Here is a 24,889-nt window from a genome sequence, read left to right as displayed (position 1 = left end):
GAAAAAGAGGTGCAGGGCGTCTCGGGCCCGCATCACCGGTCGTGACGCCGCCTTGGACGCGGTTCACCCGTGGAGGTGCCGTGCCAGCCAGTCCGCGGCGGCACGGCGGAAGAGCCGCCGGTTGTCCGCACGCAGGAAGTCGTGGCCCTCGTCGCGCAGGGTCAGGAGTTCGGCGTGGACGCCCCGCTCGCGCGCGGCCCGTACGAACTGCTGCGACTCCCCGGGCGGCACGTTGGTGTCGTGTTCACCGTGGACGGCGAGCAGCGGGGCGCGCAGCGCGTCGACGCGGTTCATCGGCGACAGGGCACGCAGCAGTTCACGGTCGCGCTCCGGGTGGCCGTACTTGTGTGCCGCCGATTCCGCGATCCAGGGTTCCGTACCGGCGAAGAAGCTGAGGAAGTCCGACATGCCGCACACCGCGACGCCGGTACGGAAGAGGTCCGGGTGCCACACGAGCGAGGCGAAGGTCAGGTAGCCGCCGTACGAGCGGCCCATGACCGCCAGCCGCGTCGGATCGGCGGGGCCCGCCGTGACCGCGTGGGCCGCGCAGTCCGCCACGTCGTCCAGCGCGGCGAAGCGGCCCGCGCCGAGGTCCGCGTCGACGAACGACCGGCCGTGCCCCGACGAACCGCGCACGTCGGGGGCGAAGACGTCCAGGCCCCTTCCGGCCAGCTCGTGATAGAGCGGGTTGAACACCGGACGTTCCTGTTCCTCCGGCCCACCGTGCAGGTGGATCACGCAGGGTGCCGGTTCGCCGGGGGAACGTCCCGGCGCCCTGTAGTACCAGCCGCTCAGGGGCAGCCCGTCCCGCGCCGTCAGCCGCAGGGGGACGGGGCGTACCGGCGGGCGGCCCGGCGGGACGGCGTCCGCGTCCCGGGCCGACCAGGGGGTGCGGAGCAGGGACACGCCTTCGTGGGCCCACCAGACGCCCGGCCGGCGCTGTGACCCCGACAGCGCGAGCAGCAGCCGCCCGGCGCCGGCGGCGGTCACGCGCGTGACGACCTCGTGGGGCAGGGCGAGGGGCCTGGCCGGACCCGTGCTGTCCGCCGTCCGCCCGGTGGGGAAGGTCTCGACGAGTTCCAGCTCGCTCGCGCCCTGCGCGTTCCACGCCAGTGCGGCCGTGCGGCCGTCGTGGGCCAGGGCCAGGAGTTCGAGATCGCTTCCCTCGCGTTCCGCCACGACGGCCACACCGCGCGGTCCTCCGTCGGCGTCCAGAGCGACTTCGAGGAGCGCCGCGTACTCGCGTTCGGCGTTGCTGCGCAGCCACAGCGTCCGGCCCTCGGGCGAGAACCGGCCGATCCACGGGTCGCCGTCGGCCACCGGCATCGCGAAGGTGACCGCCGAGTCGGCGGTGCGCCGCACGACCGCCTCCCGCCGTCCGCGCGGTCCCCGGCGCAGCAGCACGAGTCCGCCGTCGTGGCTGAGGTCGCACGCGCGCAAGGAGGCGGCGTGCGTCTCCGTGGTCAGCAGCACGGGGGATGCCAGGCCGTCGGGGTCGATCAGGTAGACCGACAGGCCCCCGCCGGGCCGGGCCGCCGGGGCCCCCGCCGAGACGCCCGCCGGTGACCCTTCCGGCGCCGCGTCCGGGGGTTTTTCGTACGCCGACGATGCGGCGTCGGCCCCCGGTGCCCCGTCGTACCCGGCCGCGCCCAGGAGCCGCGCCCGTCCGTCCCGGTCCGGCCGGCCGGCCGCTGCACGGGCCCCGGCGAGCAGGCCGTCCGCCGGACCGTGGCCGGACCGGGCCCGCCCCGCGAACCCCGGGGACGCGGTGGCCGACGGAGCCGCGACGGTGACGGCGACGGCCGAGCCGTCGTGCGCCCAGCACCCCAGATGAGCGGAACTGGCCGGATCGGCCCCCGCCAGGATGCGGCGGCCGGTGCCGTCGGGCCGTACGCACAGCACCCGTGAGTGCTCGCCGCCGCCCGGCGCGGTCGTGTACGCGATCCAGCGCCCGTCCGGTGACCAGGAGACCTCTTTGACGGGGTCGGGTGAGGAGTCGAGCAGGCGCACCTCCTCGCTGCCGACGGGGCCGGCCCACAGCTGGGGGACGCCGCCCCGGTCGCAGATGAAGGCCGTCTCGGTGCCGTCGGCGTCGGCGGAGGGGTACCAGCAGCCGTGCGCGCGCAGCCGGGTGACCGCCTCCTGCGGGCCTCCCGCACCGGGCAGGAGCACCGGAGCGGGGGCGGCCTCCCGGACGGCGCCGGACAGGTCTCCCGCCCGGGCGTCCGAGGGCGGCACGGGCGGGGGACCGAGCGTCCCGGAGCGCGCGAGCGGGGACGCCGGATCGTACTCCGTCCGCACGCCCTCGCCGTCGGTCATGTGATCCCGTGGGTCTGCAGCCATATCTCCAGCAAAGCGATCTGCCACAGGGCGTTCGCACCCCGCTTGGTCCGGTGCTCGTCGGGCGCCGCGAGCAGCCGGGCCACGTACGACTCCTGGAACAGGCCGCGCCGCTTCGCCTCGGGTGCCTCGAGGGCCTCCTGTACTCGTTCCAGCACCGGGCCCGCCATATGCATGATGGCCGGAACCGGGAAGTAGCCCTTGGGACGGTCGACGACCTCCAGGGGGAGGAGCTTGCGGCCCGCCTCCTTCAGCACGCCCTTGCCGCCGTCGGCCAGTTTGAGCTCCGGCGGGCAGGCCGCCGCCAGTTCCACCAGTTCGTGGTCGAGGAACGGCACCCGGGCCTCCAGGCCCCAGGCCATGGTCATGTTGTCGACCCGCTTGACGGGGTCGTCGACCAGCATCACGTGCGTGTCCAGCCGCAGGGCCGCGTCCAGCGCGGTCTCGGCCCCGGGGACCGCCATGTGCTCGCGGACGAAGCGGCCGGAGACGTCGTCCCGGGTCAGCAGGTCCGGACGGAGCATGCCGGCGAGGTCGGCGTGGGGCCGGTCGAAGTAGGTCGCCGCGTACTGCTCGGGTTCGCCCTCGCGCGGTACCCCGGCCAGTTCCGGATACCAGTGGTAGCCGGCGAAGACTTCGTCGGCGCCCTGCCCGCTCTGGACGACCTTGACCTCTTTGGACACCTGCTCGGACAGCAGATGGAAGGCAACCACGTCGTGGCTGATCATCGGCTCGCTCATGGCCGCGATCGCACCGTCCAGCGCCGTGGACACCCGGTCGGAGGGGACCATCAGCCGACGGTGGTCGGTGCCGAACTCCCGTGCCACCAGGTCCGAGTAGCGGAACTCGTCGCCCTGCTCCCCGCCCTCCGACTCGAACCCGACGCTGAACGTCCTCAGGTCGCGCTGGCCCTCGTCGGCGAGCAGCCCGACGATGAGGCTGGAGTCCAGGCCGCCGGAGAGCAGGACACCCACCGGTACGTCGGACACCATCCGGCGGCGCACGGCCGTGCGCAGCGCTTCGAGCACGGCGTCACGCCATTCGTCCGGGCCCATGCCGGCGTGCTCGCGCCGGCGCGTGTAGGAGGGCTGCCAGTAGCGGTGGTCCCGGTGGGTGCCGTCCGGCTCGACGACCCGCACGGTGGCCGGGGGGAGCTTGCGCACGCCGTTGAGGATCGTGTGCGGCGCCGGGACCGTCGCGTGCCAGCTCAGGTAGTGGTGCAGGGCCACCGGGTCGAGTGAGGTGTCCACGTCCCCGGCGGCGAGGAGGGCGGGCAGTGTCGACGCGAACCGCAGCCGGCCCGGCGTCCGCGCCAGGTACAGGGGCTTGATCCCGAGCCGGTCGCGAGCAAGGACGACACGGCCGGTCCGGTGCTCGACGACGGCGAACGCGAACATGCCGTGGAAGTGCTCGACGCAGGAGGTTCCCCACTCCAGGTAGGCGTTGAGCACCACCTCCGTGTCCGAGGTGGACGAGAAGCGGTATCCGAGGCCGCGCAGTTCCTCGCGCAGTTCCGGATAGTTGTACACGCAGCCGTTGAAGACGCCGGTGACCTGCCCGCGGGCGTCGGTCATCGGCTGGGCCCCCTGGTCCGACAGGTCGATGATCTTCAGCCGCCGGTGCCCCAGGGCGACGGCGCCCCGCGTCCAGGTCCCCTCCCCGTCGGGTCCACGGGCGGCGAGCCGGCCGCTCATGCGCTCGACGGCCGCCAGGTCGGCCGGGCTGCCGTCGAAGCGGATCTCCCCGCTCAGCCCGCACATGACATCCCGCCTCCCTTCCGCGTACCGGCGGTCACGCGCGGCCGGTACGCCGACGCGCCCCCTCCGGCGAGGACCCGGACGGTTCTGCGAGACATGACGAAACCCTTTCTGTTCAGGGACGGGAACCGCGTCGTACGGCTGAGGGGTGCGCGAAGGCGGCGACCCCAGCCGGGCGCACCCGCGGTGCGCTGCGGCGGACCCCGGGGGATGTGCGCCGGCACGTCGGTGGTCGATGCCGCCGGACATCCCCGTACCGGTCGGGAGCACGCACCGCGAACCTCTCTCCCACGTGGATGCCCATGCTCACGGTCACTCCTAGACGCCGGGCGGCTGCCCCGGGGGGACCCGCCCCGGCACCGGGCGGTTGCGGTGCTCTGTGCCGTCTTCTGGGTTCCCAGACCATGAGCGGATAAGCCGAATGCTCATGGACTGCACACTGGCCTCAGGAGTGCGCACACACGTCGGTGAGGCCCGGCACGGTCAGGGCACCGTCCGGGCACCGTGCCGTGCGGTCAGGGGGTGGTGCTCTCGTCGACGATCAGGTCCATGACCGCGGGGAGACCGCCTTCCGACAGTGCGGCACGCTGCCGGTCGGCGCCGGTGCCCTGGCGCAGCAGCCGGTGGACCAGGGCCGTCACCTGCCGGGTGTCACCGGCCGCGTCGAGCGCGGGAGCCACATGCCGCAGGAGCCGGCACAGCACGTCCCCGGCACGGCGTCGTTCGCCGTCGCTCGGGTCGATCAAGGTGTCGCCGAGGCCGTGCCGGGCCGCGTGCCACATGCTGGCGTGCAGCAGTTCGGGCGCGCAGTCCACGGCGGGCGCCCGGTCGGCGGTCGCTTCCGCGAGGGCGGTCGCCACCAGGGCACGGACGATGCCGGCGCACATGACCGCCTCGTCCGCGCGCAGCTGGACGTCCATGCAGCGCACCTCGACCGTGGGGTACCGCTCGGAAAGGCGCGCCTGCCAGTACACCTGGCCGGTGTCCGAGATCAGTCCGCTCTCCACCAGGTGCTGGATCCGCCGCTCGTAGTCCGCGGCGTCACGGAAGGCCGGAGGCACACCGCCCACCGGCCACCGGTTGAAGATCAGCGTGCGCCAGCTCGCGAACCCGGTGTCGTGACCGTCCCACAGCGGAGAGTTCGCCGACATCGCCGTCAGGACCGGAAGCCACAGCCGGATACGGTTCAGAACCTCGACACCCGCCTCCCGGCTGGGCACACCGACGTGCACGTGCATGCCGTTGACCAGCTGTTCCGCCACGAGCTGCGGTGCCTGCGCGACCATGGCCCGGTAGCGGGCGCGGTCGGTGACCGCCACGGGGTGCCCGTCGCGCAGCGGCGGCGTCGCACAGGCCGACATCCGGCACCCGTGCTCCTCGGCCGCCGCCCCGACGGCGTGCCGAAGACGCAGCAGGTGCCCACCGACCTCGTCGAGCGTGTCGCACACCGGCGTCGCCACCTCGACCTGCGCCTGGAGCAGTTCGGACTGCACCTCCTGCTCGCCCACGCACGGGGCCAGACCGGCCGCCATGCAGATCTTCTCCGCCTGTGGCGCCGGGAACCCCGCTATGGGGTCGACCAGCAGGTACTCCTCTTCCACGCCGACCGTCGTCATCGACCGCCCTCTGCTTCCTCGCGGCCGCGCACCGGCTCGCGATCCTCCGACGCCCATCGCGGTGCGGATCGCCTCGGCGAGGCGCCCGCCCTGGGGCTGACACCGAGTGCCGCGACCGCTTCGTCACAAACCCCACACGGTTGCGGAGGTACGGCGCCGATGGCGCGAAGCCGAGGCCGGGTGCTGCACCCGGGGCGCGTGCGGGCGAGGCGTGCGGCGCGGCCGTGACGACCGGGGCGTCGGCGGGGAAGGAGGGCCCGGCGCTCAGGAAGGCCGGGGAACGCGGGCCGGCCGTTCCCCGGCCGAGCGGCGCGACCACGCCGGGCCGGGGCGGTGAGCCCCGTGCTAGCCTCGGCTATTTGCATCGTCGGGTGCACCGTTCGGTGCCCCTGGCCGGTGACCGCGTCCCGGCCGCGCCCTCCTCGGTACGGTCTCTTCGGAAAAGGCTTTTTGTGAGCAGTGAATCAGCACGTGCCGATGCCCGGCGGCAGGACGATGCGTCCGAGGCGGCAGGCGCCGCTTCGGAGCTGCCCACGGTGACGTCCTTCGCGCAGCTGGGGCTGCCGGCCGCGGTTCTGCGGGCGCTCGACGAGCACGGTGTGACGGTGCCCTTCCCCATCCAGGCGGCGGCGCTGCCGAACGCGCTCGCGGGACGGGACGTCCTGGGCCGGGGCCGCACCGGGTCCGGCAAGACGCTCGCCTTCGGCCTCGGGATGCTCGTGCGGACGGCAGGGCGGCGCGCGCAGCCCAAAGAGCCGCTGGCGCTCGTGCTGGTGCCCACCCGGGAGCTGGCGCAGCAGGTCGGAGAGGCGCTCACCCCGTACGCCGAAGCGCTGCGGCTGCGGCTCGCGACCGTGGTGGGCGGCGTGTCCATCGGGCGGCAGGCCGCCGCGCTGCGGGACGGAGCCGAGATCGTCATCGCCACGCCCGGCCGGCTGCACGACCTCATCGAGCGCAAGGACTGCCGACTGGGACGGGTGCGCATCACGGTCCTGGACGAGGCCGACCAGATGTGTGACCTGGGGTTCCTGCCGCAGGTCACCGAGCTTCTGGACCAGGTGCGTTCGGACGGGCAGCGGATGCTGTTCTCCGCCACCCTCGACCGCGACGTCGACGAGCTGGTGCAGCGCTACCTGCGCGAGCCGGCCGTCCACTCCGTCGACCCCTCGTCGAGCGCCGGGTCCGCGATCGAGCACCACGTCTTCGTCGTGCACGGCCCGGACCGGTACGCGGTGACCACGGAGATCGCCGCCCGGGACGGCCGCGTCCTGCTGTTCCTGGACTCCAAACACGGCGTCGACCAGCTCACACGGCATCTGCGGGCCAGCGGCGTGGCCGCCGCCGCCCTGCACAGCGGCAAGTCCCAGCCGCAGCGCACCCGGACCCTCGCCCAGTTCAGGAACGGGCAGATCACGTCACTGGTGGCGACGAACGTCGCCGCACGCGGCCTGCACGTCGACGACCTCGACCTGGTGGTCAACGTCGACCCGGCCACCGACCCGAAGGACTACCTGCACCGCGCGGGCCGCACGGCTCGGGCCGGCCGCTCCGGCACCGTCGTGACCCTCGTCCTGTCGGGACAGCGCCGCGAGACGAGCCAGGTCATGGCGGACGCCGACGTCGCTCCCAAGGTCACCAAAGTGCGGTCCGGCGAGGCGGAGCTGAGCCGGATCACCGGCGCCAGGGCCCCCTCCGGAGAGCCTCTCGACGGCGGGCCGGCCGTCTCCCGCCCCAAGAACCACAACGCCCCGTTCCGCGGCCTGGGCAGCGCCAAGGACACGAAGAGCGGCTCCGGCGGCAGGCCGTCCCGCAAGAGCAGCGAGGCCCGCAAGCTGGCGGAGGCCCGCAAGGCGGCCCGCGTGCGGCGCGGCGGCTGAGCCCCGGCTCGCTCCGTCGCCGTATGGGCGTCGACGTCGGCGCGTGACCCGGGCGGGCTCGGCCTTCCGCCGAGCCCGCCGCGCCGGCTGCCCACCGGAGCCGGACTCGTGTCACGCTGTCAGCGCCGCAGTGTCAGCAGACCCGGACGGTAGGGCCATTGGCCGTAGTCGCCGCCGGAGTTGGGGTTGCGTCCCTGGTAGAGGAACTGCAGGTTGCAGGGATCGACGGTGAAGGTCTGATCGGCGCTGGTGCGGATCAGTTCGCCGTGGCTGATGTCGTTGGTCCAGGTGGCGCCGCTGTTGGCCTTGCCGGCGAAGGGGTTGCTCTCGGTCGCGGCCTGGGGTGTCCATGAGCCGTTCAGGCTTGTGGCCGTGAACGAGCGGAAGTAGCGGCCCTGCGCGCCCCTCGCCTCGACGATCATGAGGTAGCGGTTCTGGCCCTGGAGCTTGTAGACCTGCGGGGCTTCGAACAGGTTGTCCGCCGTATCGCTCATGATCGTTGTGTAGGTCGAGCCGAAACTGCTCGGGAAGTTCCCGATCGGCATGCTGGCCCGGTAGATCTTGCCGTTGTCACCGGCGAAGAACAGGTACATGTTCTGGTCGTCAGCGATGAGCGTCTGGTCGATGGGGCCGGTGCCGGAGCCGGTGATGCTTCCGGAGAAGAGCACCTTCTGTGCCGACCAGCCGTTGGGGTTGGTGGGGTCGCTCGACGTCCGGTAGGAGAAAGCGCTCCCACCGCCCCACTGGTAGGCGAGCACCCAGATGTTCTTCGGCGCGAAGTAGAAGAGTGTCGGTGCGACGGTGGAAGCCGACATCGTGTTCTGGCCGGCCGAGGCCATCTCCGGCCAGTTGGTGAACAGGCCGAAGTTCATCGAACCCCAGCCCGCTCCCGTGCCCGCGGCGCCGTGCGTCGTCGCATAGACGAGATGCTTGCCGTTGTAGGGGGCGACGGTGAAGTCCTTGAGCGAGGCCCACCCGGCCTTGGGCTGCGCCAGCGCGCCCGTCGATGTCCAGCGGTACGTCGACGGAAGAGCGCACGGGCCGGGGGTGTCGGCGCCGACCTTGACCAGCTGCCACTGCTGGTTGGTGCCGCCCCAGTCGTCGTACTGGACGATGTTCGCGTTGTCGGCGGTGGACGCGCCCTGCACTTCGAGGGCCTTGTTGCTGTGGCGCGAGACGAGCCTCACGTAGCCGTCCGAGCTGTCGGCGAGGCGCCACTGCTGGTTGGTGGCGTTCAAGTCGGTCCACTGGACGATCGATCCGCCGTTCGCGGTGGACCAGTTGTGGACGTCCAGCACCTTGCCCGAGTGGCGGGACTTGATGCGGTAGTAGCCACCGCCTGAGTCGACGAACTGCCACTGCTGCTGGCTCTGATCGTTCCTGGTCCACTGGGTGATGCGGGCGCCGTCGCCGGTCGCCAGGTTGTAGACGTCCAGGGCTTTGCCGCTGTTGCGGTTGACCAGCACGTAGGAAGCGTTGGGATCCACGGTCGCCGCGGCGGCGGGCTGGGCGCCGAGGAACGTGGCCACGAGCAGCAAGGGCGAAAGGATGGCGAGTAAGCGTCTCAGACGGACCGGGGACGGGTGGCGAAACCACATCGGAGGGCCTCCTTTGGGGGGCGGGGGTGAGGGGACCCGATGAACCGCGGAGCGGACCTGCCGCGGAGCGGGGAAATCTCGAAACTTTCGAGGATTTCCCGAATGCCGTGACGCCACAAGCTAGGAATGTGGCGCCCTCCGGTCAAGGCCTGTCGCCGATCTGTCCACAAACAGCGCCTCCCCTCTGGGCCTGACATGCTGTCGCGCCGACCTGAACCCCCTCCAGGGTTCGCGCAATCCGGCCCGGGCGCACGGCATCGGACGACGGTGGTGCCGGGGGCTCGCCTCCCACTCGCCGGGAGACCAGAAAGTTTCGGGCGGGAATCCGAAACTTCTTCTGCGCGGAGTATTGACGATCCATCGTCAACGCCTCAATCATCCCTGTCTGAGAAACCGGCCTCAGTTCGAGATGTCGAACTGCATGGGCTCTGGGCAAATCTGTGCCGCACGGCAGATCCACGCACAGCCGCATGACGGATCCGCGCACCACAGCACCCGCACCCCGTTCGCTCCGGTGAGGTTCGCACCAGCGCATCCTGGCTCTTCGCGCCGTTGGAGAGGTACGCGACGCCGCGCGGCGATCCCCCGGCTGAGCCGCGATGGAGCACCCCCATGCCTGTGTCGAAAGGCCCCCCGCCGGCCGCGTGCCGCCCGGGCTCCGGCCCGCCCCGTCCGTCTGCCGAGTGGGGGCGGACGACACATTCCCCCGCGCTTCAGTCCTTCCCTGACACCTACGTTGGAGGCACAGCCATGGGCTCGTACGCCCTTCCCAGACCCGTTGTCCGCCGGAAGATCCGCGGTCTGCTGTTGGCGCTGATCGCCGGCGTCCTCGCCACGGTCGCCGCACTGGTGGCGCCGCCGCCCGCACACGCCGCCGAGAACACGCTCGGCGCCGCGGCGGCGCAGAGCGGCCGCTACTTCGGCACCGCCATCGCCTCGGGCAGGCTGGGCGATGCGGCGTACACGACGATCGCGGGCCGCGAGTTCAACTCGGTGACGGCCGAGAACGAGATGAAGATCGACGCCACCGAACCGCAGCGGGGCCAGTTCAACTTCACCGCGGGTGACCGCGTCTACAACTGGGCGGTGCAGAACGGCAAGCAGGTGCGCGGCCACACCCTGGCCTGGCACTCCCAGCAGCCCGGCTGGATGCAGAGCCTCAGCGGCAGCACGCTGCGTCAGGCGATGATCGGCCACATCAACGGCGTGATGGCCCACTACAAGGGCAAGATCGCCCAGTGGGACGTCGTGAACGAGGCCTTCGCCGACGGCAGTTCGGGAGCCCGGCGCGACTCCAACCTGCAACGCACCGGCAACGACTGGATCGAGGTCGCCTTCCGCACCGCGCGTGCCGCCGACCCGGCCGCCAAGCTCTGCTACAACGACTACAACGTCGAAAACTGGACCTGGGCCAAGACCCAGGCCATGTACGCCATGGTCCGGGACTTCAAGCAGCGCGGCGTGCCGATCGACTGCGTCGGCTTCCAGTCGCACTTCAACAGCGGCAGCCCCTACAACAGCAACTTCCGCACCACCCTGCAGAACTTCGCCGCTCTCGGCGTCGACGTGGCCATCACCGAACTCGACATCCAGGGCGCCTCGGCCACGACCTACGCCAACGTGACCAACGACTGCCTGGCCGTCCCGCGCTGCCTCGGCATCACCGTCTGGGGTGTGCGCGACACCGACTCCTGGCGATCGCAGGACACGCCGCTGCTGTTCAACGGCGACGGCAGCAAGAAGCCCGCTTACACCGCCGTCCTCAACGCACTCAACGGCGGCACCTCCACGCCCCCTTCGGGTTCCGGAACGATCAAGGGCGTCGGGTCGGGCCGCTGCCTGGACGTGCCCAGCAGCAGCACCACCGACGGTACCCAGCTCCAGCTGTGGGACTGCAACAACGGCACCAACCAGCAGTGGACGTACACCGCCGCCGGTGAGCTCAGGGTCTACGGCAACAAGTGCCTGGACGCCGGCGGCACCGGCAACGGCACCAAAGTGCAGATCTACAGCTGCTGGGGCGGCGACAACCAGAAATGGCGCCTCAACTCCGACGGATCCATCGTCGGCGTCCAGTCCGGCCTCTGCCTCGACGCCGTCGCGGGCGGAACCGCCAACGGCACCCTGATCCAGCTCTACTCCTGCTCGAACGGCAGCAACCAACGCTGGACCCGCACCTGATGGGACCCGCCGCAGACGAAAGGGCGAATCGATGAAGACCTACGGTGCGGCTTCCCCCGCTCCTGCGCGACGACATCGCTGGTGGTCCCGGGTCGCCGCCGTGGTGGCGGCCACGCTCGCGATCGGCATGCTCACCGCGGTGAAACCGGCGCCCGCCGAGGCGGCGACGGTGGACACCAATGCCTGGTATGTCCTGGTCAATCGCAACAGCGGCAAGGCCCTGGACGTCTCCGGCGCGTCCACCGCCGACGGCGCACGGCTCGGCCAGTGGACGCGCAACGACGGAGCCCACCAGCAGTGGCAGTTCGTGGCCTCCGGCGACGGCTTCTACCGCCTCAAGGCCCGGCATTCGGGCAAGGTCCTCGACGTGGCCGGCTCCTCGACCGCAGACGGTGCCGCGATCCAGCAGTGGGCCGACCACAACGGGGCCAACCAGCAGTTCCGCCTGGCCGACTCCGAGGCGGGCCACGTCCGGCTGATCAACCGCACCAGCGGCAAGGCGGTGGAGGTGCAGGGCGCCTCCACCGCCGACGGCGGCAACGTCGTCCAGTACTCCGACTGGGGCGGCGCCAACCAGCAATGGCAGATGATCAAGCTGTCGTCCGGTGGTGGCGGCGGCGGATGCGGCAGCGCCCCGACTCTGACGAGCGGTACGCACACGATCCAGAGCGGCGGCAAGAGCCGCAGCTTCATCCTCAGGGTTCCCGCCAACTACGACAACAGCCGCCCCTACCGGCTGATCTTCGCGTTCCACTGGCGGGGCGGAACCGCCGGCGACGTCGCCTCGGGCGGCACGAGCGGGAACGCCTGGTCCTACTACGGCCAACAGGAACAGTCGAACAACGGCGCGATCCTCGTCGCCCCCCAGGGCCTCGGCAACGGCTGGGCCAATTCGGGCGGTGAGGACGTCACCTTCGTCGACGACATGATCCGGCGCATCGAGGGCGGCCTCTGTGTCAACCCGGCACAGCGCTTCGCCACGGGATTCAGCTGGGGCGGCGGCATGAGCTACGCACTCGCATGCAGCCGGGCGAACGTCTTCAGGGCCGTCGCCGTCATCTCCGGCGCTCAGATCAGCGGGTGCAGCGGCGGCAACCAGCCGATCGCCTACTTCGGGATCCACGGCGTCAGCGACTCCGTGCTCAACATCGCGCAAGGACGGTCCCTGCGCGACAAATTCGTCAGCAACAACGGCTGCACCCCCCAGAGCCCGCGTGAGCCCGCGCCGGGCAGCCGAACGCACATCACCACCACCTACTCGGGCTGCCGTGCCGGATACCCGGTCCAGTGGGCCGCGTTCGACGGAGGCCACATACCCGGTCCGGTCGACGGCTCCTCCGGCGAAAGCGGCGTCACCACCTGGACCAAGGCAGAGATCTGGAGGTTCTTCGCACAGTTCCAGTGACACGCCCGCACCACGGAGTGGAGCCAGGACGATCCTGGCTCCACTCCGCCGACGTCTCTGTCGGATGGAAGACCGCAGAGGCCTTTCTCAGGAGAGCTCCCGCGCCTTCGGACGGGTCACGGCCGGTGAACTAGAAGAACCCGAGCTTCTGAGGGCTGTAGGAACAGAGGATGTTCTTCGTCTGCTGGTAGTGGTCGAGCATCATCTTGTGGTTCTCGCGGCCTATCCCGGACTTCTTGTAGCCGCCGAACGCCGCGTGGGCCGGGTAGGCGTGGTAGCAGTTCGTCCAGACCCGGCCCGCCTTGATCGCGCGGCCGAGGCGGTAGGCCGTGTTCCCGTCGCGGGTCCAGACGCCCGCGCCGAGGCCGTACAGGGTGTCGTTGGCGATCTTCAGGGCCTCGTCGACCGAGTCGTACGTCGTGACCGAGACGACCGGGCCGAAGATCTCCTCCTGGAAGATCCGCATGTCGTTGCTGCCGCGGAAGATGGTCGGCTCGATGTAGTACCCGCCCTCCAGGCCGGGCACCGCACGGGGGTTGCCGCCCGTGACGACCTCGGCGCCCTCCTTCCTGCCGATGTCGAGGTAGGAGAGGATCTTCTCGTACTGGTCGTTGCTCGCCTGTGCTCCGATCATGGTGGCCGGGTCCAGCGGGTCGCCCCCGACGATGGCCCGGGTGCGTTCGACGCAGCGGGCCATGAAGTCGTCGTAGATCGACGAGGGGATCAGCGCGCGGGACGGGCAGGTGCAGACCTCGCCCTGGTTGAGGGCGAACATCACGAAGCCCTCGACGGCCTTGTCCAGGAAGTCGTCGTCGGCGGCCATGACGTCGGGCAGGAAGATGTTGGGGCTCTTGCCGCCCAGTTCCAGGGTGACGGGGATGATGTTCTCGCTCGCGTACTGCATGATCAGGCGGCCGGTGGTCGTCTCGCCGGTGAACGCCACCTTCGCCACCCGCGGGCTGGACGCCAGTGGCTTGCCCGCCTCCACGCCGAAGCCGTTGACGACGTTGACCACGCCCGGCGGGAGCAGGTCGGCGATCAGCTCCATGACGTAGAGCAGGCTGACCGGGGTCTGCTCGGCCGGTTTGATGACGACGCAGTTGCCCGCGGCCAGCGCGGGGGCGAGCTTCCACGTGGCCATGAGGATGGGGAAGTTCCACGGGATGATCTGGCCGACCACGCCCAGCGGCTCGTGGAAGTGGTACGCGACCGTGTCGGCGTCGATCTCCGCGATGCTGCCCTCCTGCGCGCGGACGACTCCGGCGAAGTACCGGAAGTGGTCCACGGCCAGCGGGATGTCGGCGGCCAGGGTCTCGCGGACCGGCTTGCCGTTCTCCCACGTCTCGGCGACGGCGATCTTCTCCAGGTTCTGCTCGATGCGGTCCGCGATCCTGTTGAGGATGTTCGCGCGTTCCGTCGTGGAGGTGCGGCCCCACTGGTCGGCAGCCCGGTGCGCGGCGTCCAGGGCGAGGTCGACGTCGGCCGCGGTGGAGCGGGCCACCTCGCAGAAGACCTTGCCGGTGACGGGGGTCGGGTTCTCGAAGTAGCGGCCCTCGACGGGCGCTGTCCAGTCGCCGTCGATGAAATTGTCGTAGCGGCGGGCGAAGGTGACGATGCTGCCGTCGTTTCCGGGCTGCGCGTACACCATGGCGGCTCTCCTCGGTGAAGGGCGTGCGGGGCGGGCGACGGACCGTGCCGTCGCGTCGGCCCCACTGTGCTCCCGGGAGGTTGGCGCGAGGTTGGCGCGCGAGGAGGGCTCGTCAGTCCCAGTCCCGCAGGGCCGTCGTCAGCCGGCCCGCCACGATCGCGCGGCGCGTGTCGTCCGGGCCGAGCAGACGCAGCGCGTGCTCGTGGATCTCCGTGTCGTAGGGGGCCCGTTCGCCGTACCGCAGGGCGTGCTCGGGCTGGGTGCTCGCCAGCACGGCCTCCCGTACCGCCACGTCGAGGCGGGTGCGCCACTCCTCGATGCCGGGCGCCTCGGAGCGGGGCAGGAGCGGGCCGCCGTAGCGGCGCAGGGCGGTGTCCGTGTCGCCTTGCTCCAGCGCGCGCAGGACGTCGGCGGCGTCGCAGGACACGGGGGTGGTGAGGGCGTAGTGGCGGGGGGAGATGGCGCCGCCCAGCGCCCGGCGCAGGTGGGAGATCTCCGCCTTGAAGGTGGACGAGGTGACCGGCCGGTCGCCGTACAGGGCGGCACGCAGCCGCTCCGGGGTGAAGCCCGCGGGTTCGAGTGCGAGGAGGGTGAGGATCTCCAGTTGGCGGGGGCGCAGGGGGAGGGGACGTCCCTCGTGCACGGCCTGTTCGGAGCCCAGGCACGTGAGCCGGAGCAGGCCCGGGCGGGACGCCTCCGTCGTCAGGCGGGCCTCGATCGTCGACACCAGCGTGCGGACGGTGGACATGGCCAGGGGGTGCGAGCGGTCCCAGGTCGTGGACAGGTCCAGAACGCCGAGGACACGACCGTCCCGGCCGTGCACCGGAGCGCAGTAACAGACCCAGCCGTGCAGGGCCGACACCAGGTGCTCCGCGGAGAAGACGGAACTCGGGCGGCCCGTGCGCAGGGCGAGGGACAGCGCGTTCGTCCCCATGGCCTGCTCGTCCCAGCGGCCGCCCGGCGCGAAGTTGACCCGCTCGGCCAGGCGGCGCATGGTCGGACCGCCGCAGGTCCACAGGATGGTGCCGGACTCGTCGGTGACCGCGGTGACGAACCCGGCATCCTCGCCGATGCTGTGCAGTTCCCCGGCGAGTGCGGACACCGGCCCGTACAACGGGGAGGCCGTCCAGCGCTGGTGCACCCGGCCGCCGTCGGTGACCGGAGCGCTGTCCCGCCCCGGGTCCACACTGCCCAGCGAACGGGCCCAGGACTCGGTCACCTCGTGGCGCAGCGCCGCTGTGCCGCCCGGCCGCGCGCCCGGCACGGTCAGCTGCGGCACCCAGCGTGACCACTCGTGCTCCAGCACGGCCCTGCGCTGCCGGAGGTCGGGGCGCTGCGACATGGCCTCTCCCTGCCGTCGTACCGGTTTCTCGGCGTCAGGTCAGTGTTACCGGATGCGCCCGCCCCGGTCGAGGATTCCGTCCGGCCCGGGAGCGACGTTCCGCCGGGCCGGGCCGAGAGCGGCGGATGGCCTGGACGGGACCGGTCGGCCTGGAATCGTCCCCCGCTCTGAACGGGCGACCGCCTGACTGGATGTTTGTCCGGTATCCGCGTGCCGCCGTACGGGTGACGGGTTCACTCGACCCGACGGACGCGGCCCGGCCCGCGTACCACCGGTGTGCGACGCCGCGTTTGCCTGGCATGGACAGCACGGAGACGGTGCGGCGCCTTCCCGGGAACGACGCCGCGCCCCGCTCGTACGCCGAACTCACCAGCGGATACGTAGGACATCCGCCGATCTACGCGGCCCTGCTCGCCGAGTGGGAGGCCCGGGGGCACACCGTCCCGGAGCACCGCGACGGCCAGTGGGTCTCCTTCGCGGCGCCGGCCGAGAGCGAGACCTGGACCGCCGTCACCTCGTGGACCGCCGGCCGGCACATGGGTCCTGTCGTCCCCGCCGCCCCGCGCCCGGCCGCCGCTCCTCAGCCGGCCGCCGGCCGGCACCCGGGCGCGGCCGCCCCCGCCGGCATCCGCCCTGCCCCCGGCCGCCACTCGGGGGCGGCGGCCCCCTCGTCCGGTGCCCGCCTCACCAGCCGTCCCTCACCACCGGCTCCGCGCTGACGGGCGCCAGTACCGCGAGGGTGCCGCTGGCCTCCCGCAGGGCCGCTTCGAGCGTGCCGGGCGTGTGCAGGGCGCCGGTTCCGTCCGGCGGGACGAGCCACTCCAGACGCCCGGCGGGCCGGTACGGCGGCGGCACCGCGACCCAGGAACCCCGCCCGACGTGCCGTACCCCGAAGCCGATCCACTCGCTGACGGGATCCGGCGGCAGGAAGAACCCCACTCTTCGCGCGGCGCAGTCCACCAGGGTGGGCCCTGGCACCTCGAGCGGGTCGCGCCACAGGATGTCCAGTGCGAGGAGGCCGAGCCGGTCGGGAACGCTGAGCACGTCCCAGTACCGCCCGGCCTCCACGAGCACCGTCCCCGCGCCGTAGTCCCACTCCCGCTTGCACTCCTGGGGGTCCGTGGCGGCCGCGGCGAGCCACTCGACGGCTTGCTTCCACATGACGCTCTGCATGGCCACCCCAGGCACAGTCGGCGGCGCCGCGGTCCGGCGCGCGCGGGACACGAGCCGGTGACCCGCGGGGTTCCGCGTGCCGCCCGGCCGTAGTCATGGTCGTAGATATTTCTACGCGTCGGAAGGGGTGGCGTGGTCTGGCGTTTGGGCCGGACCCGGCCCGGTCGAATCAGGGCATCCGAAGGCGCCGTGCCGTAAGACTGCGGTCAACTTCGCGCAGGTCCAGCCGCGGTACGGGCTCGGTCGCCCGAGGGCGTGCGCCCTTCCGCCGGGAGGGGCGCACGGATGTCACCAGCGGGGAAGCCTCAGCTCGTAGTCCGGCCGGAACCGCCGCATGTAGCCGGTGTCGTCCCGGCTGCGCAGCCCGGAGTCGAGGTACCGCCGGTGCAGACGCTCCAGTCGGCCGTGGTCGAGCTCGACGCCCAGCCCCGGCCCGGTCGGCACTTGACCTCTCCGTCGCGCAGCTGCGGCGCACGCGGTGGAGCCGCACATCGGTGCGGCGTCAGCGGTCCCGCATGATTGATCTCCGCTCATACCTGTGAACCCACTTCACGAATCTAAATGACCGGCCAAGCTGCGGATCGCTAACTCGTCATGTCAAGACATGGCTGGAAGTCTTCACCGACGCCACACGGCGCCGCAGGACACTACGTGACGCCCAGGTGCACCGGGGGAAACAGCGACGGCCCCCACCGGATGATCCGGTGAGGGCCGTACGAAAAGGGAGGTTCGAAAAGGAGGGTGATCAGGTCAGGCCTGACGCTCGGCGTTCTTCTTCTTGATCCGGGCCGCTTCCTTGCGGACCTCCGCCTGGGTGGCGCGCTCCCGCTCCAGCCACTCGGGGCCTTCCTGCTTCAGCGCCTCGATCTGCTCGGTGGTGAGGGGCTCGGTGACTCCCGCGCGGGCGAGTCCCGCGATGGAGACACCGAGCTTGGCGGCCACCACCGGACGGGGGTGCGGGCCGTTGAGCCGCAGGTCCTGCAGCCACTGCGGCGGATTCGCCTGGAGCTCGTTCAGCTCGGCGCGCGAGACGACACCCTCCCGGAATTCGGCGGGTGTGGCCTCGAGGTACACACCCAGCTTCTTCGCCGCGGTCGCGGGCTTCATCGTCTGGGTGCTCTGGTGCGACGTCATGCCGTCCAGCGTATCGAGCGTGTGCACGACGGCTGACCACGCCCGGTAACCTGGCGAGGTGACAGGCTCGGATGCAACCCCCTCGTTCCGGCTCGCCTACGTCCCCGGGGTGATGCCCGACAAATGGGTGCGCATCTGGAACGAGCGGCAGCCCGATGTCCCGCTGATCCTCACGCAGGTGCCCGCCGGAGCGGCCGCCGAGCGGCTGCTGGACGGGGACGCCGACGCGGGACTCGTCCGCACACCCGTGGACCGGACGGCCTTCGGCGCGATCCCGCTCTACACCGAGCAGACGGTCGTCCTGGTGCCCAAGGACCACCTGGTCACGGCCGTCGACGAGGTGGCGCCGGACGACCTGGCCGACGACGTCGTGCTGCACCCCTTGGACGACGTCCTCGACTGGGAGAGCCTGCCCGGGCGGCCCGCCCTGGAGCGGCCCGCCACCACGGCCGACGCGGTCGAACTGGTCGCGGCGGGCATCGGCGTCCTCGTCGTCCCGCTGTCGCTCGCCCGCCTGCACCACCGCAAGGACCTCACCCACCGGCCCCTGAGGGACGCCCCCGAGTCGAGTGTGGCCCTCGCCTGGCCCGAGGACGCCAAGACGGACCAGGTTGAGGACTTCATCGGCATCGTCCGTGGCCGCACGGTCAACAGCACCCGGGGCCGTCAGCAGCCGTCGGCGCGGGGTGAGTCCACCCGTGCGGACCGGGGCGGCGCCCGGCGCAAGCCGGTGCCCGGCAAGTCGGCGGGGGCCAAGCGCACCGGGAAGAGCGGGAGCGGCGCGCCCAAGGGCAACAGGCGCGGCAAGCCGCGCCGTCGTTCGTAGGACCGGGGCCGACCGTCGCTGGTGGTGCCCGCGACGGCCGTCATGCGTGGGGCCCTGGGCCAGTCGTCGTGCGTGGGCCCGGGCCGGTCGTCGTTCGCGGATGCGGGGCCGGCGGACGGACCGCGGCCCCGCACCCGTACCCGTATCCGCTCAGCCTGCCGACGGGGACGGCGCCGGCGCTCCAAAGGACGGATTGGGGGCGACCGTCTGGAAGTCCTTCAGGTCGTCGGGGACCGGCAGCACGCGGACCGGCGCGCCCTGCTGCGGCGGCGGCGGTGTCGTCTGCTCCTGGGGCAGCTTGGGCGGGGAGGTGATCTGGAAGCTGACCTGCTCCTGGTTGATCAGGCCGGTCTGCTCCAGGACCGTGATGTGGTCGAGAACGGTGTCGTTGGTCGTGTCGGCGAGCTCCCGCACGAGGCTGTTCCGGGTGGTTGCCCGGATCTTGGCGATCGCCGGGAAGATGCCCCCGTGCGCAACGCGCATGATGGTCACGGCCGTGGACTCGAACTCCTTGCCGGAGCTGCCTTCGGCCGTCGCCACGAACTGCTGCTGCTGCGGCGACGGCTCGTTCGGCAGGGTGATGCCCAGGTCGGTGGAGACCTTGCGGCAGCCCGCGTCGAGCCGGCCGTGACCCACGAGCAGGTGCTTGGCGACTTCCTGCATCTCCGGCGACGAGCTCCGCTGCTTGATCAGTTGCCCCAGCGGGTACTCCCACAGACCGGCCGCGCGCACGCGCACCACGAAGTCGCGGTCCGCCTCGGTCAGCGGACCCCACTGGGTGTTGGCGATGATGCGGTCCTGGCCGGAAGCCGCGTTCTGCACGCCCAGCATGCTCGGGTAGGCGAGCGCGGTGAGCGTAAGGATCAACGCACCGCCCACGAACGCGGTTCCTGCCGTGCTGCGCGAGATGCGCATCGTGCCTCCTGGGATATGAACGGCCCAACAACAAGAGGTACGGATGCCGGCGGCGAAACAATCACCCCTGCCGCAAAAAACTTCGGTCGTGTGCGGCGTCCGCCCCCGCCGTCCCACCACCTTGCCCCCGTCCGCCCTGCCCAGCAGACCGGCCGTCACCCACGCGGCCACCGTGGACCGACGGAGACAGATCGCCGGACAGACCGACGTCGCGGTACAGCCCCACCTTCAGGTACTCCGTGGACGCGTCGCGGGCGACGAGGTCGACCGGCCCGTGGAACAGGGTCTGCAGGGACGCGTCGTCCAGCGCCTTCTCCACCCGCGTCCAAAACGGCATGGCGATACGGACGGTGTCACCGGCCCGCCAGGCCCGGGACACGTCGACATGGCTGCCGGGCTTCGGACTCCCGGACATCGCACACCCGTTCCACTGGTGCAGGGGCAGCGCGGCCGTGCCGTTCAGGCCCTGCTCGCCACCCACCCCCGACGTGGTGATGGCGAAGCGCGGCACCCCGGCCTGATTGCGGGCAGCCGGGTACAGATAGCGGTTGGTGTCGTGGTGTCGTTGCCGAAGTCGAAGATCCGGGCCCACCCGGCGTCGTGCGTGGGCCGGATCCGGACGGAGAGCGTGATCGCCGAGGCCCCGCCGAGCACCGCGGCCGGCAGGTCCACGTGCTGGTAGGAGCCCCGCACCTGACCGTACGGCCCTTCGGACTGGAGGACGTGAGCCTCGGGCAGGGCGTCTTCGCCGACAAGCGGAAGCTGTTGCCGCCTGGAGAAGGGATCGTCTGGAGAGGGGCCGTGCCATGGGTGCTCCTCCACGGAGCCGCGACGCTCGGAGTGGTCACATTGTCGAAATCTCGAATGCTGTACGGATAATCGACCAAGCCCTGGGGAGGGGACGAGGGAGCGTCAACGGGCCGGGAGAGGTGACTTCAGGACGGATGCGCCCGGTTCGCGAGCCAGTCGTACGCGGCACGCGCCGTGAACTCCCCCTGGCCGCCCCGCAGAAGCAGATCCGCGGTGGCGAACTCCGGTGCGTCCGCCTGCGCCGGGACGTACGGGATCGCGATGCACCGCATGCCCGCCGCGTGCGCGGCGGCGGCGCCCGGCGCCGCGTCCTCCAGCACGACGCAGTCGGACGGGGACGCGCCGAGCCGGCGGGCCGCCTCCAGGAAGACGTCGGGAGCGGGCTTGCCGTGCGCGACCTCGTCGGCGGAGACGACGGTGGACAGGTGCGCGTCCAGTCCGGTTCCGGCCAGCACCGCCGCGATGGCCTCCGGGGACGAGCCGGAGGCCACGGCCATGGGGACGCCCTCGGCCGCCAGCAGTTCGACGAACGTGCGCATCTCGGCATAGGCGCGCGTGGCGCCGCGGGCCAACTCCAGATAGCGGCGGTTCTTGGCGGCGAGCAGTTCGTCCACCGGGGCGGGCAGGCCGTAGCGGTCCTTCCAGTCCGCGACGGTCTCCTGGGTGCTGATGCCGACGTACTGCTCGTGGTCCGCCCAGGTGAAGTCCGCCACGCCGTAGGCCGCGAGCGTCTGACGGCCTGCCTCGTAGTAGTTCGGCTCGCTGTCCACGAGCGTTCCGTCGAGATCGAAGATGACCGAGGTTCCGTGGAGCGTGCTCATGCCGCCATGCTCTCAAAGATCATCCGCGGGCCGACCGCCCGATCGACTCCACCAGTGGCAGCATCCGGTGGGAGACGCGTTCGCGCAGGGCGACCTCGGTCCGGGTGCGCACCACGCCGGGCATGCTGATCAGCTTCTGGACGACGTCCTCCAGGTGCGCGTTGTCCCGCGCCACCACCCGGGCCAGCAGATCTCCGCCACCGGTGATCGAGAAGGCCTCCACGATCTCCGGTACCGCCGCCAGCGCGTCACCCACCTCGTCGAGATGGCCCTGGGTGACCTCGATGTGCACGAACGCGAGCACCGGATGCCCGAGCGCGGCGGGAGACAGGGCCGGTGCCGTGCCGGTGATCACGCCGTCGCGCTCCAGCCGGTCGAGCCGGGCCTGCAGGGTGCCCCGCGCCACACCGAGGATCCGGGCGTACTCGCGCACGCTCGTGCGCGGTTGCTCCAGCAGCAACCGCAGGATGCGGGTGTCGAGCTCGTCCACGGGCATGGGCGCGTCCTCCTCGTCCGTTGGCTCTGCCGCGGCCGTCCCTCGGCCGCTCCGGCAGTACCAATGGACCAGTCTAGAAGAGGCCGGTTGAGCCAGTGGCCTCCGAGATGCTCATATGGGGGAGTCGATGGCGCTGCGGACCCCGCGGCGCCTTTTTCGTGCGTACTCATGACCGGCGTTTCGAGAGGGGCGGTAAGCGGTGCTGAAGAGGGTGTTCATGGCTCCGGATCCGGGGCGGACGCGGTTGCGGTTCGGCGCGCGTGCCGTGCTCGGCATCGCGCTCGCGGTCGCCGTGTGCGGCCTCGCCGGGCATTCCCTCGCGGGGGCCGTCACCGGCGGTCTGGCCGCCCTGCTCGCCCTGTTCACCGTCACCGACGCCACGGTCCGCGGCCAGGCGGTCACGACCGCGCTGCTGCCCGCCGTCGGCCTCCCGGTGCTCACCGCCGCGGCCGAGCTGCACGACCATCCGGTGGCCCGCGACCTCACCTTCCTCGCCGTGGTCGGCGCGGGCGTGTACGCGCGTCGCTGGGGCCCGCGCGGGCACAGCCTCGGCGTGTTCGCGTTCATGACCTTCTTCGTGGCGCAGTTCCTGCACGCCACCACTGACCAGCTGCCCCAGCTGTACCTCTCGGTCCTGCTGTCCGTCCTCGCCGCCGCCGTGGTGCGCTTCGGCCTGTGGTGTTACGAGCGTCGCCTGCCCGTGCCCGCCGTGCCCGCGCCGCCGGGCGGCACCGGCCTGGCCCGCGTGACCACCCGCCAGGCGATCCAGGCCACCGCCGGGGCCGGCTTCGCCCTCGTCGTGGGCCAGCTGGTGTCCGGGCAGCGCTGGTACTGGGCCGTCGGCGCCACCTGGTGGATCTTCGTCAACACCACCTCGCGCGGCGAGACCCTGGTCCGTGGCTTCCGGCGGCTGCTGGGAACGGTCATCGGCATCGCCCTCGGCCTGCTCGTGGCGGTGCCCGTGCACGGCGACCCGGCCGTCACGGCCGCGCTCGCCGCCGTCTGCGTCTTCGGCATCTTCTACACGGCCGCCGTGTCCTACACCTGGATGATGCTCTGGGTCACCCTCCTCGCCGGACTGCTCTACGGTCTCCTCGGCGTCCTCGGCCCGGACCTGCTCGCCCTGCGGCTCGCCGAGACCGGCGTCGGGGCGCTCGGCGCCGCCCTGGCCGTGATCCTCGTCCTGCCCGTCACCACCCACAGCGTCACCGACGCCTGGATCCGGCGGGCCCTGCGCTGTGTGCACGCCTGTGCCGTCGAGACCGCGCGGCGCCTGGCGGGGGCGCAGGACGCGGACCCGGCCCCGCGGGTGGCGGAGCTGGAGCAGCTCCTCGCCCGGGTACGGCTCTCCGTCGCCCCGCTCGTGCACCCGCTGAACCCGATGCTCGGCCGCAAGCGGCGCGCCCGGCACGTGCTCGCCCTCCTCGACGACTGTGCCCGGGAGATCCGCGGCCTGGTAGCCGTCGCGGCCGACCCGGAGGCCTCCCACGACGCCCGTCTGGCCACGGCCTGCCGACGGGTGGAGGCCGCCGTCGAGGCTCTCACCGAGGGCAGGGACATCGCGGTCCACGCGGACGGGGTCCCTCACGCGGAACCCGCCCTGGCCCATCTGCACGGCCTGGAACGAGCCCTGTCCGAACTGGCCCGTCCCTTGCGCGCGCCGTCGGGCTCCCCGCTGGTGGGGGCCTGAGGGACGCTCTCCCGGAGGCACCGGGTCGGCCCGGGGCCGGGCCGACGCGCGCCGCGTCGGGCTCGCCGCCCGGTGCGGAGGCCGGACCGGGTGCTCCCGGCCGCCGGCCGGCCCCGGACCGGCCGCCGCCACTGTCTCGGGTCCGACCGGGCGACCCGCCCTTGACCGCTTGGTCTAGACCGCGCATGATCGGCTGCGCGGTCCTTGCGGGCGGCACGGCGAGAGGAGACAGCGGTGGCGGACGGCAGGCGGCGGGCGTTCATCGGGTCGTTCACGGCGGCCGGCGGTCCGGGGATCGTGACGGCGCAGGTCGACACCGACAGCGGCGCGCTGACCGTGCTGAGCAGCGTGAACGCCGTCCCGGACCCCTCCTGCCTCACACTCTCGCCCGACGGCGGGACGCTGTACGCGGTCAGTGAGACGGCCGACGGCGCGGTGGCCGCGTACCGGGTGGACGGGGACAAGCCCGAGCCGGCCGGGCGGCCCGTGCCGGTCGACGGCAGCGGTCCGACCCACATCGCCCTGTTCGCCGGTCACGTCCTGACCGCCAACTACGGCTCCGGCAGCGTCACCGCGGTCCCCGTCCGCCCCGACGGCACCCTCGCGCGATCCGCCTCCGGAGTGCTCCGGCACACCGGTGCGGGGCCGCACACCCCACGCCAGCAGGGGCCGCACGCCCACCAGGTGCAGGCCGATCCGAGCGGCCGGTGGGCCGTCAGCGTGGACCTCGGCACGGACTCGGTGCGGGTGTGCACGCTGACGGACGGCGCTCTCGCCCTGCACCGGGAGACCGCCCTGCGCCCCGGCTCGGGGCCCCGCCACCTGGCCTTCCACCCGGACGGCTCGCACGCGTACGTCGTCAACGAACTGAGCCCCACCGTCACCGTCTGCCGCTGGAACGCGGCGGAGGGCGTGCTGACGCCGCTCTCCGAGACGCCGGTGCTGTCCGGCGCACCGGCACGCGACGCCTACCCCTCGGGCATCGTCGTCTCGCCCGACGGCCGCTTCGTCTGGACCGCCACCCGCGGCGAGGACGTCCTGTCCGTGCTGGCCGTGGAGGGCGAGGGGCTGCGGCTCGTCACCACGGTGCCCTGCGGTGGCCACTGGCCGCGCGCCCTCACCGCCTCCGACGGGTTCCTGTACGTCGCGAACGAGCGCTCCGGAGATGTGACCTGGTTCGCCGTCGACCCGCGGACCGGCGTACCGCGAAGCGCCGGTGCGATCGGTGTGACGGCCGCGTCGTGCGTGGTCCTGGGCTGA

The 24,889-nt window shown here is 71.9% G+C and carries 19 protein-coding genes and 1 pseudogene; 7 read left to right on the top strand and 13 right to left on the bottom strand.

Annotated elements, in window-relative coordinates; genetic code table 11:
• Nucleotides 1-63: 63 nt before the first annotated feature.
• The 3 genes from ACFY9E_RS20840 to ACFY9E_RS20830 all read right to left on the bottom strand — a co-directional run bounded on the left by ACFY9E_RS20840 (nt 64) and on the right by ACFY9E_RS20830 (nt 5,713).
• The gene (locus ACFY9E_RS20840; protein WP_390986627.1) at nt 64-2,319 is read right to left on the bottom strand and encodes a prolyl oligopeptidase family serine peptidase; all 2,256 of its coding nucleotides are present in this window, start codon (nt 2,317-2,319) and stop codon (nt 64-66) included.
• Nucleotides 2,316-4,100, bottom strand: coding sequence for an N-acetylglutaminylglutamine amidotransferase (locus tag ACFY9E_RS20835; protein WP_390985992.1), 1,785 nt, complete (start codon nt 4,098-4,100; stop codon nt 2,316-2,318). Before ACFY9E_RS20835 ends, ACFY9E_RS20840 begins: the two co-directional genes overlap by 4 nt.
• A gap of 512 nt (nt 4,101-4,612) precedes the next feature.
• Complete coding sequence (locus ACFY9E_RS20830; protein ID WP_390985989.1) at nt 4,613-5,713, bottom strand: glutamate--cysteine ligase; 1,101 nt, start codon at nt 5,711-5,713, stop codon at nt 4,613-4,615.
• Between the two features lie 527 nt (nt 5,714-6,240).
• Here ACFY9E_RS20830 and ACFY9E_RS20825 point away from each other — a divergent pair.
• Nucleotides 6,241-7,590, top strand: a complete 1,350-nt coding sequence (locus tag ACFY9E_RS20825; RefSeq protein ID WP_390986624.1) for a DEAD/DEAH box helicase — start codon at nt 6,241-6,243, stop codon at nt 7,588-7,590.
• Nucleotides 7,591-7,709: 119 nt separating this feature from the next.
• Here ACFY9E_RS20825 and ACFY9E_RS20820 read toward each other — a convergent pair whose 3' ends face one another.
• Nucleotides 7,710-9,188 carry a non-reducing end alpha-L-arabinofuranosidase family hydrolase gene (locus tag ACFY9E_RS20820; protein WP_390985986.1) on the bottom strand — a complete coding sequence of 493 codons (1,479 nt, stop codon included), beginning with the start codon at nt 9,186-9,188 and terminating at the stop codon, nt 7,710-7,712.
• 750 nt (nt 9,189-9,938) lie between these two features.
• Between ACFY9E_RS20820 and ACFY9E_RS20815 the strand changes: the two genes are divergently transcribed.
• Nucleotides 9,939-11,369: an endo-1,4-beta-xylanase gene (locus tag ACFY9E_RS20815; RefSeq protein ID WP_390985983.1), complete on the top strand. Its 1,431-nt coding sequence runs from the start codon at nt 9,939-9,941 to the stop codon at nt 11,367-11,369.
• A gap of 100 nt (nt 11,370-11,469) precedes the next feature.
• Nucleotides 11,470-12,774: an RICIN domain-containing protein gene (locus ACFY9E_RS20810; RefSeq protein ID WP_390986622.1), complete on the top strand. Its 1,305-nt coding sequence runs from the start codon at nt 11,470-11,472 to the stop codon at nt 12,772-12,774.
• Between the two features lie 130 nt (nt 12,775-12,904).
• Here ACFY9E_RS20810 and adh read toward each other — a convergent pair whose 3' ends face one another.
• Nucleotides 12,905-14,422: an aldehyde dehydrogenase gene (adh, locus tag ACFY9E_RS20805; RefSeq protein ID WP_390985980.1), complete on the bottom strand. Its 1,518-nt coding sequence runs from the start codon at nt 14,420-14,422 to the stop codon at nt 12,905-12,907.
• 112 nt (nt 14,423-14,534) lie between these two features.
• Complete coding sequence (locus ACFY9E_RS20800; RefSeq protein WP_390985977.1) at nt 14,535-15,764, bottom strand: transcriptional regulator; 1,230 nt, start codon at nt 15,762-15,764, stop codon at nt 14,535-14,537.
• A 299-nt stretch (nt 15,765-16,063) separates the two neighbouring features.
• Between ACFY9E_RS20800 and ACFY9E_RS20795 the strand changes: the two genes are divergently transcribed.
• Nucleotides 16,064-16,483 carry a hypothetical protein gene (locus ACFY9E_RS20795; protein WP_390985974.1) on the top strand — a complete coding sequence of 140 codons (420 nt, stop codon included), beginning with the start codon at nt 16,064-16,066 and terminating at the stop codon, nt 16,481-16,483.
• Here the strand turns inward: ACFY9E_RS20795 and ACFY9E_RS20790 are convergent.
• The 3 genes from ACFY9E_RS20790 to ACFY9E_RS20780 all read right to left on the bottom strand — a co-directional run bounded on the left by ACFY9E_RS20790 (nt 16,449) and on the right by ACFY9E_RS20780 (nt 18,071).
• A complete protein-coding gene (locus ACFY9E_RS20790) occupies nt 16,449-16,937 on the bottom strand; it encodes a hypothetical protein (RefSeq protein WP_390986620.1) in 489 nt (162 codons plus the stop codon). The two genes, ACFY9E_RS20795 and ACFY9E_RS20790, sit on opposite strands and share 35 nt — an antisense overlap.
• A gap of 288 nt (nt 16,938-17,225) precedes the next feature.
• A complete protein-coding gene (locus tag ACFY9E_RS20785; protein WP_390985971.1) occupies nt 17,226-17,381 on the bottom strand; it encodes a hypothetical protein in 156 nt (51 codons plus the stop codon).
• A 306-nt stretch (nt 17,382-17,687) separates the two neighbouring features.
• Nucleotides 17,688-18,071, bottom strand: a complete 384-nt coding sequence (locus tag ACFY9E_RS20780) for a DUF5997 family protein (protein ID WP_390985969.1) — start codon at nt 18,069-18,071, stop codon at nt 17,688-17,690.
• Nucleotides 18,072-18,129: 58 nt separating this feature from the next.
• Here ACFY9E_RS20780 and ACFY9E_RS20775 point away from each other — a divergent pair, with 58 nt between their 5' ends.
• The gene (locus ACFY9E_RS20775) at nt 18,130-18,897 is read left to right on the top strand and encodes a LysR substrate-binding domain-containing protein (protein WP_390985966.1); all 768 of its coding nucleotides are present in this window, start codon (nt 18,130-18,132) and stop codon (nt 18,895-18,897) included.
• A 150-nt stretch (nt 18,898-19,047) separates the two neighbouring features.
• Here ACFY9E_RS20775 and ACFY9E_RS20770 read toward each other — a convergent pair whose 3' ends face one another.
• The 4 genes and pseudogenes from ACFY9E_RS20770 to ACFY9E_RS20755 all read right to left on the bottom strand — a co-directional run bounded on the left by ACFY9E_RS20770 (nt 19,048) and on the right by ACFY9E_RS20755 (nt 21,939).
• A complete protein-coding gene (locus ACFY9E_RS20770) occupies nt 19,048-19,812 on the bottom strand; it encodes a DUF4142 domain-containing protein (protein ID WP_390985963.1) in 765 nt (254 codons plus the stop codon).
• A 409-nt stretch (nt 19,813-20,221) separates the two neighbouring features.
• A pseudogene (locus tag ACFY9E_RS20765) lies at nt 20,222-20,508 on the bottom strand (LamG-like jellyroll fold domain-containing protein); the annotation flags it as partial.
• A 239-nt stretch (nt 20,509-20,747) separates the two neighbouring features.
• Nucleotides 20,748-21,443, bottom strand: coding sequence for an HAD-IA family hydrolase (locus ACFY9E_RS20760; RefSeq protein WP_390985960.1), 696 nt, complete (start codon nt 21,441-21,443; stop codon nt 20,748-20,750).
• Nucleotides 21,444-21,462: 19 nt separating this feature from the next.
• Complete coding sequence (locus ACFY9E_RS20755) at nt 21,463-21,939, bottom strand: Lrp/AsnC family transcriptional regulator (RefSeq protein WP_031111300.1); 477 nt, start codon at nt 21,937-21,939, stop codon at nt 21,463-21,465.
• 199 nt (nt 21,940-22,138) lie between these two features.
• Between ACFY9E_RS20755 and ACFY9E_RS20750 the strand changes: the two genes are divergently transcribed.
• Together ACFY9E_RS20750 and ACFY9E_RS20745 are read left to right on the top strand one after the other, a co-directional pair.
• Nucleotides 22,139-23,629, top strand: coding sequence for an FUSC family protein (locus ACFY9E_RS20750; protein WP_390985957.1), 1,491 nt, complete (start codon nt 22,139-22,141; stop codon nt 23,627-23,629).
• A gap of 234 nt (nt 23,630-23,863) precedes the next feature.
• Entirely contained in the window at nt 23,864-24,889 is a 1,026-nt protein-coding gene (locus tag ACFY9E_RS20745; protein WP_390985955.1) for a beta-propeller fold lactonase family protein, read from the top strand.

It is taken from the genome of Streptomyces sp. NPDC012466 (assembly GCF_042955215.1).
Lineage (GTDB): Bacteria > Actinomycetota > Actinomycetes > Streptomycetales > Streptomycetaceae > Streptomyces.
Note: the sequence above shows the minus strand (reverse complement) of the source record. Positions and strands in the feature narration are given on the sequence as shown.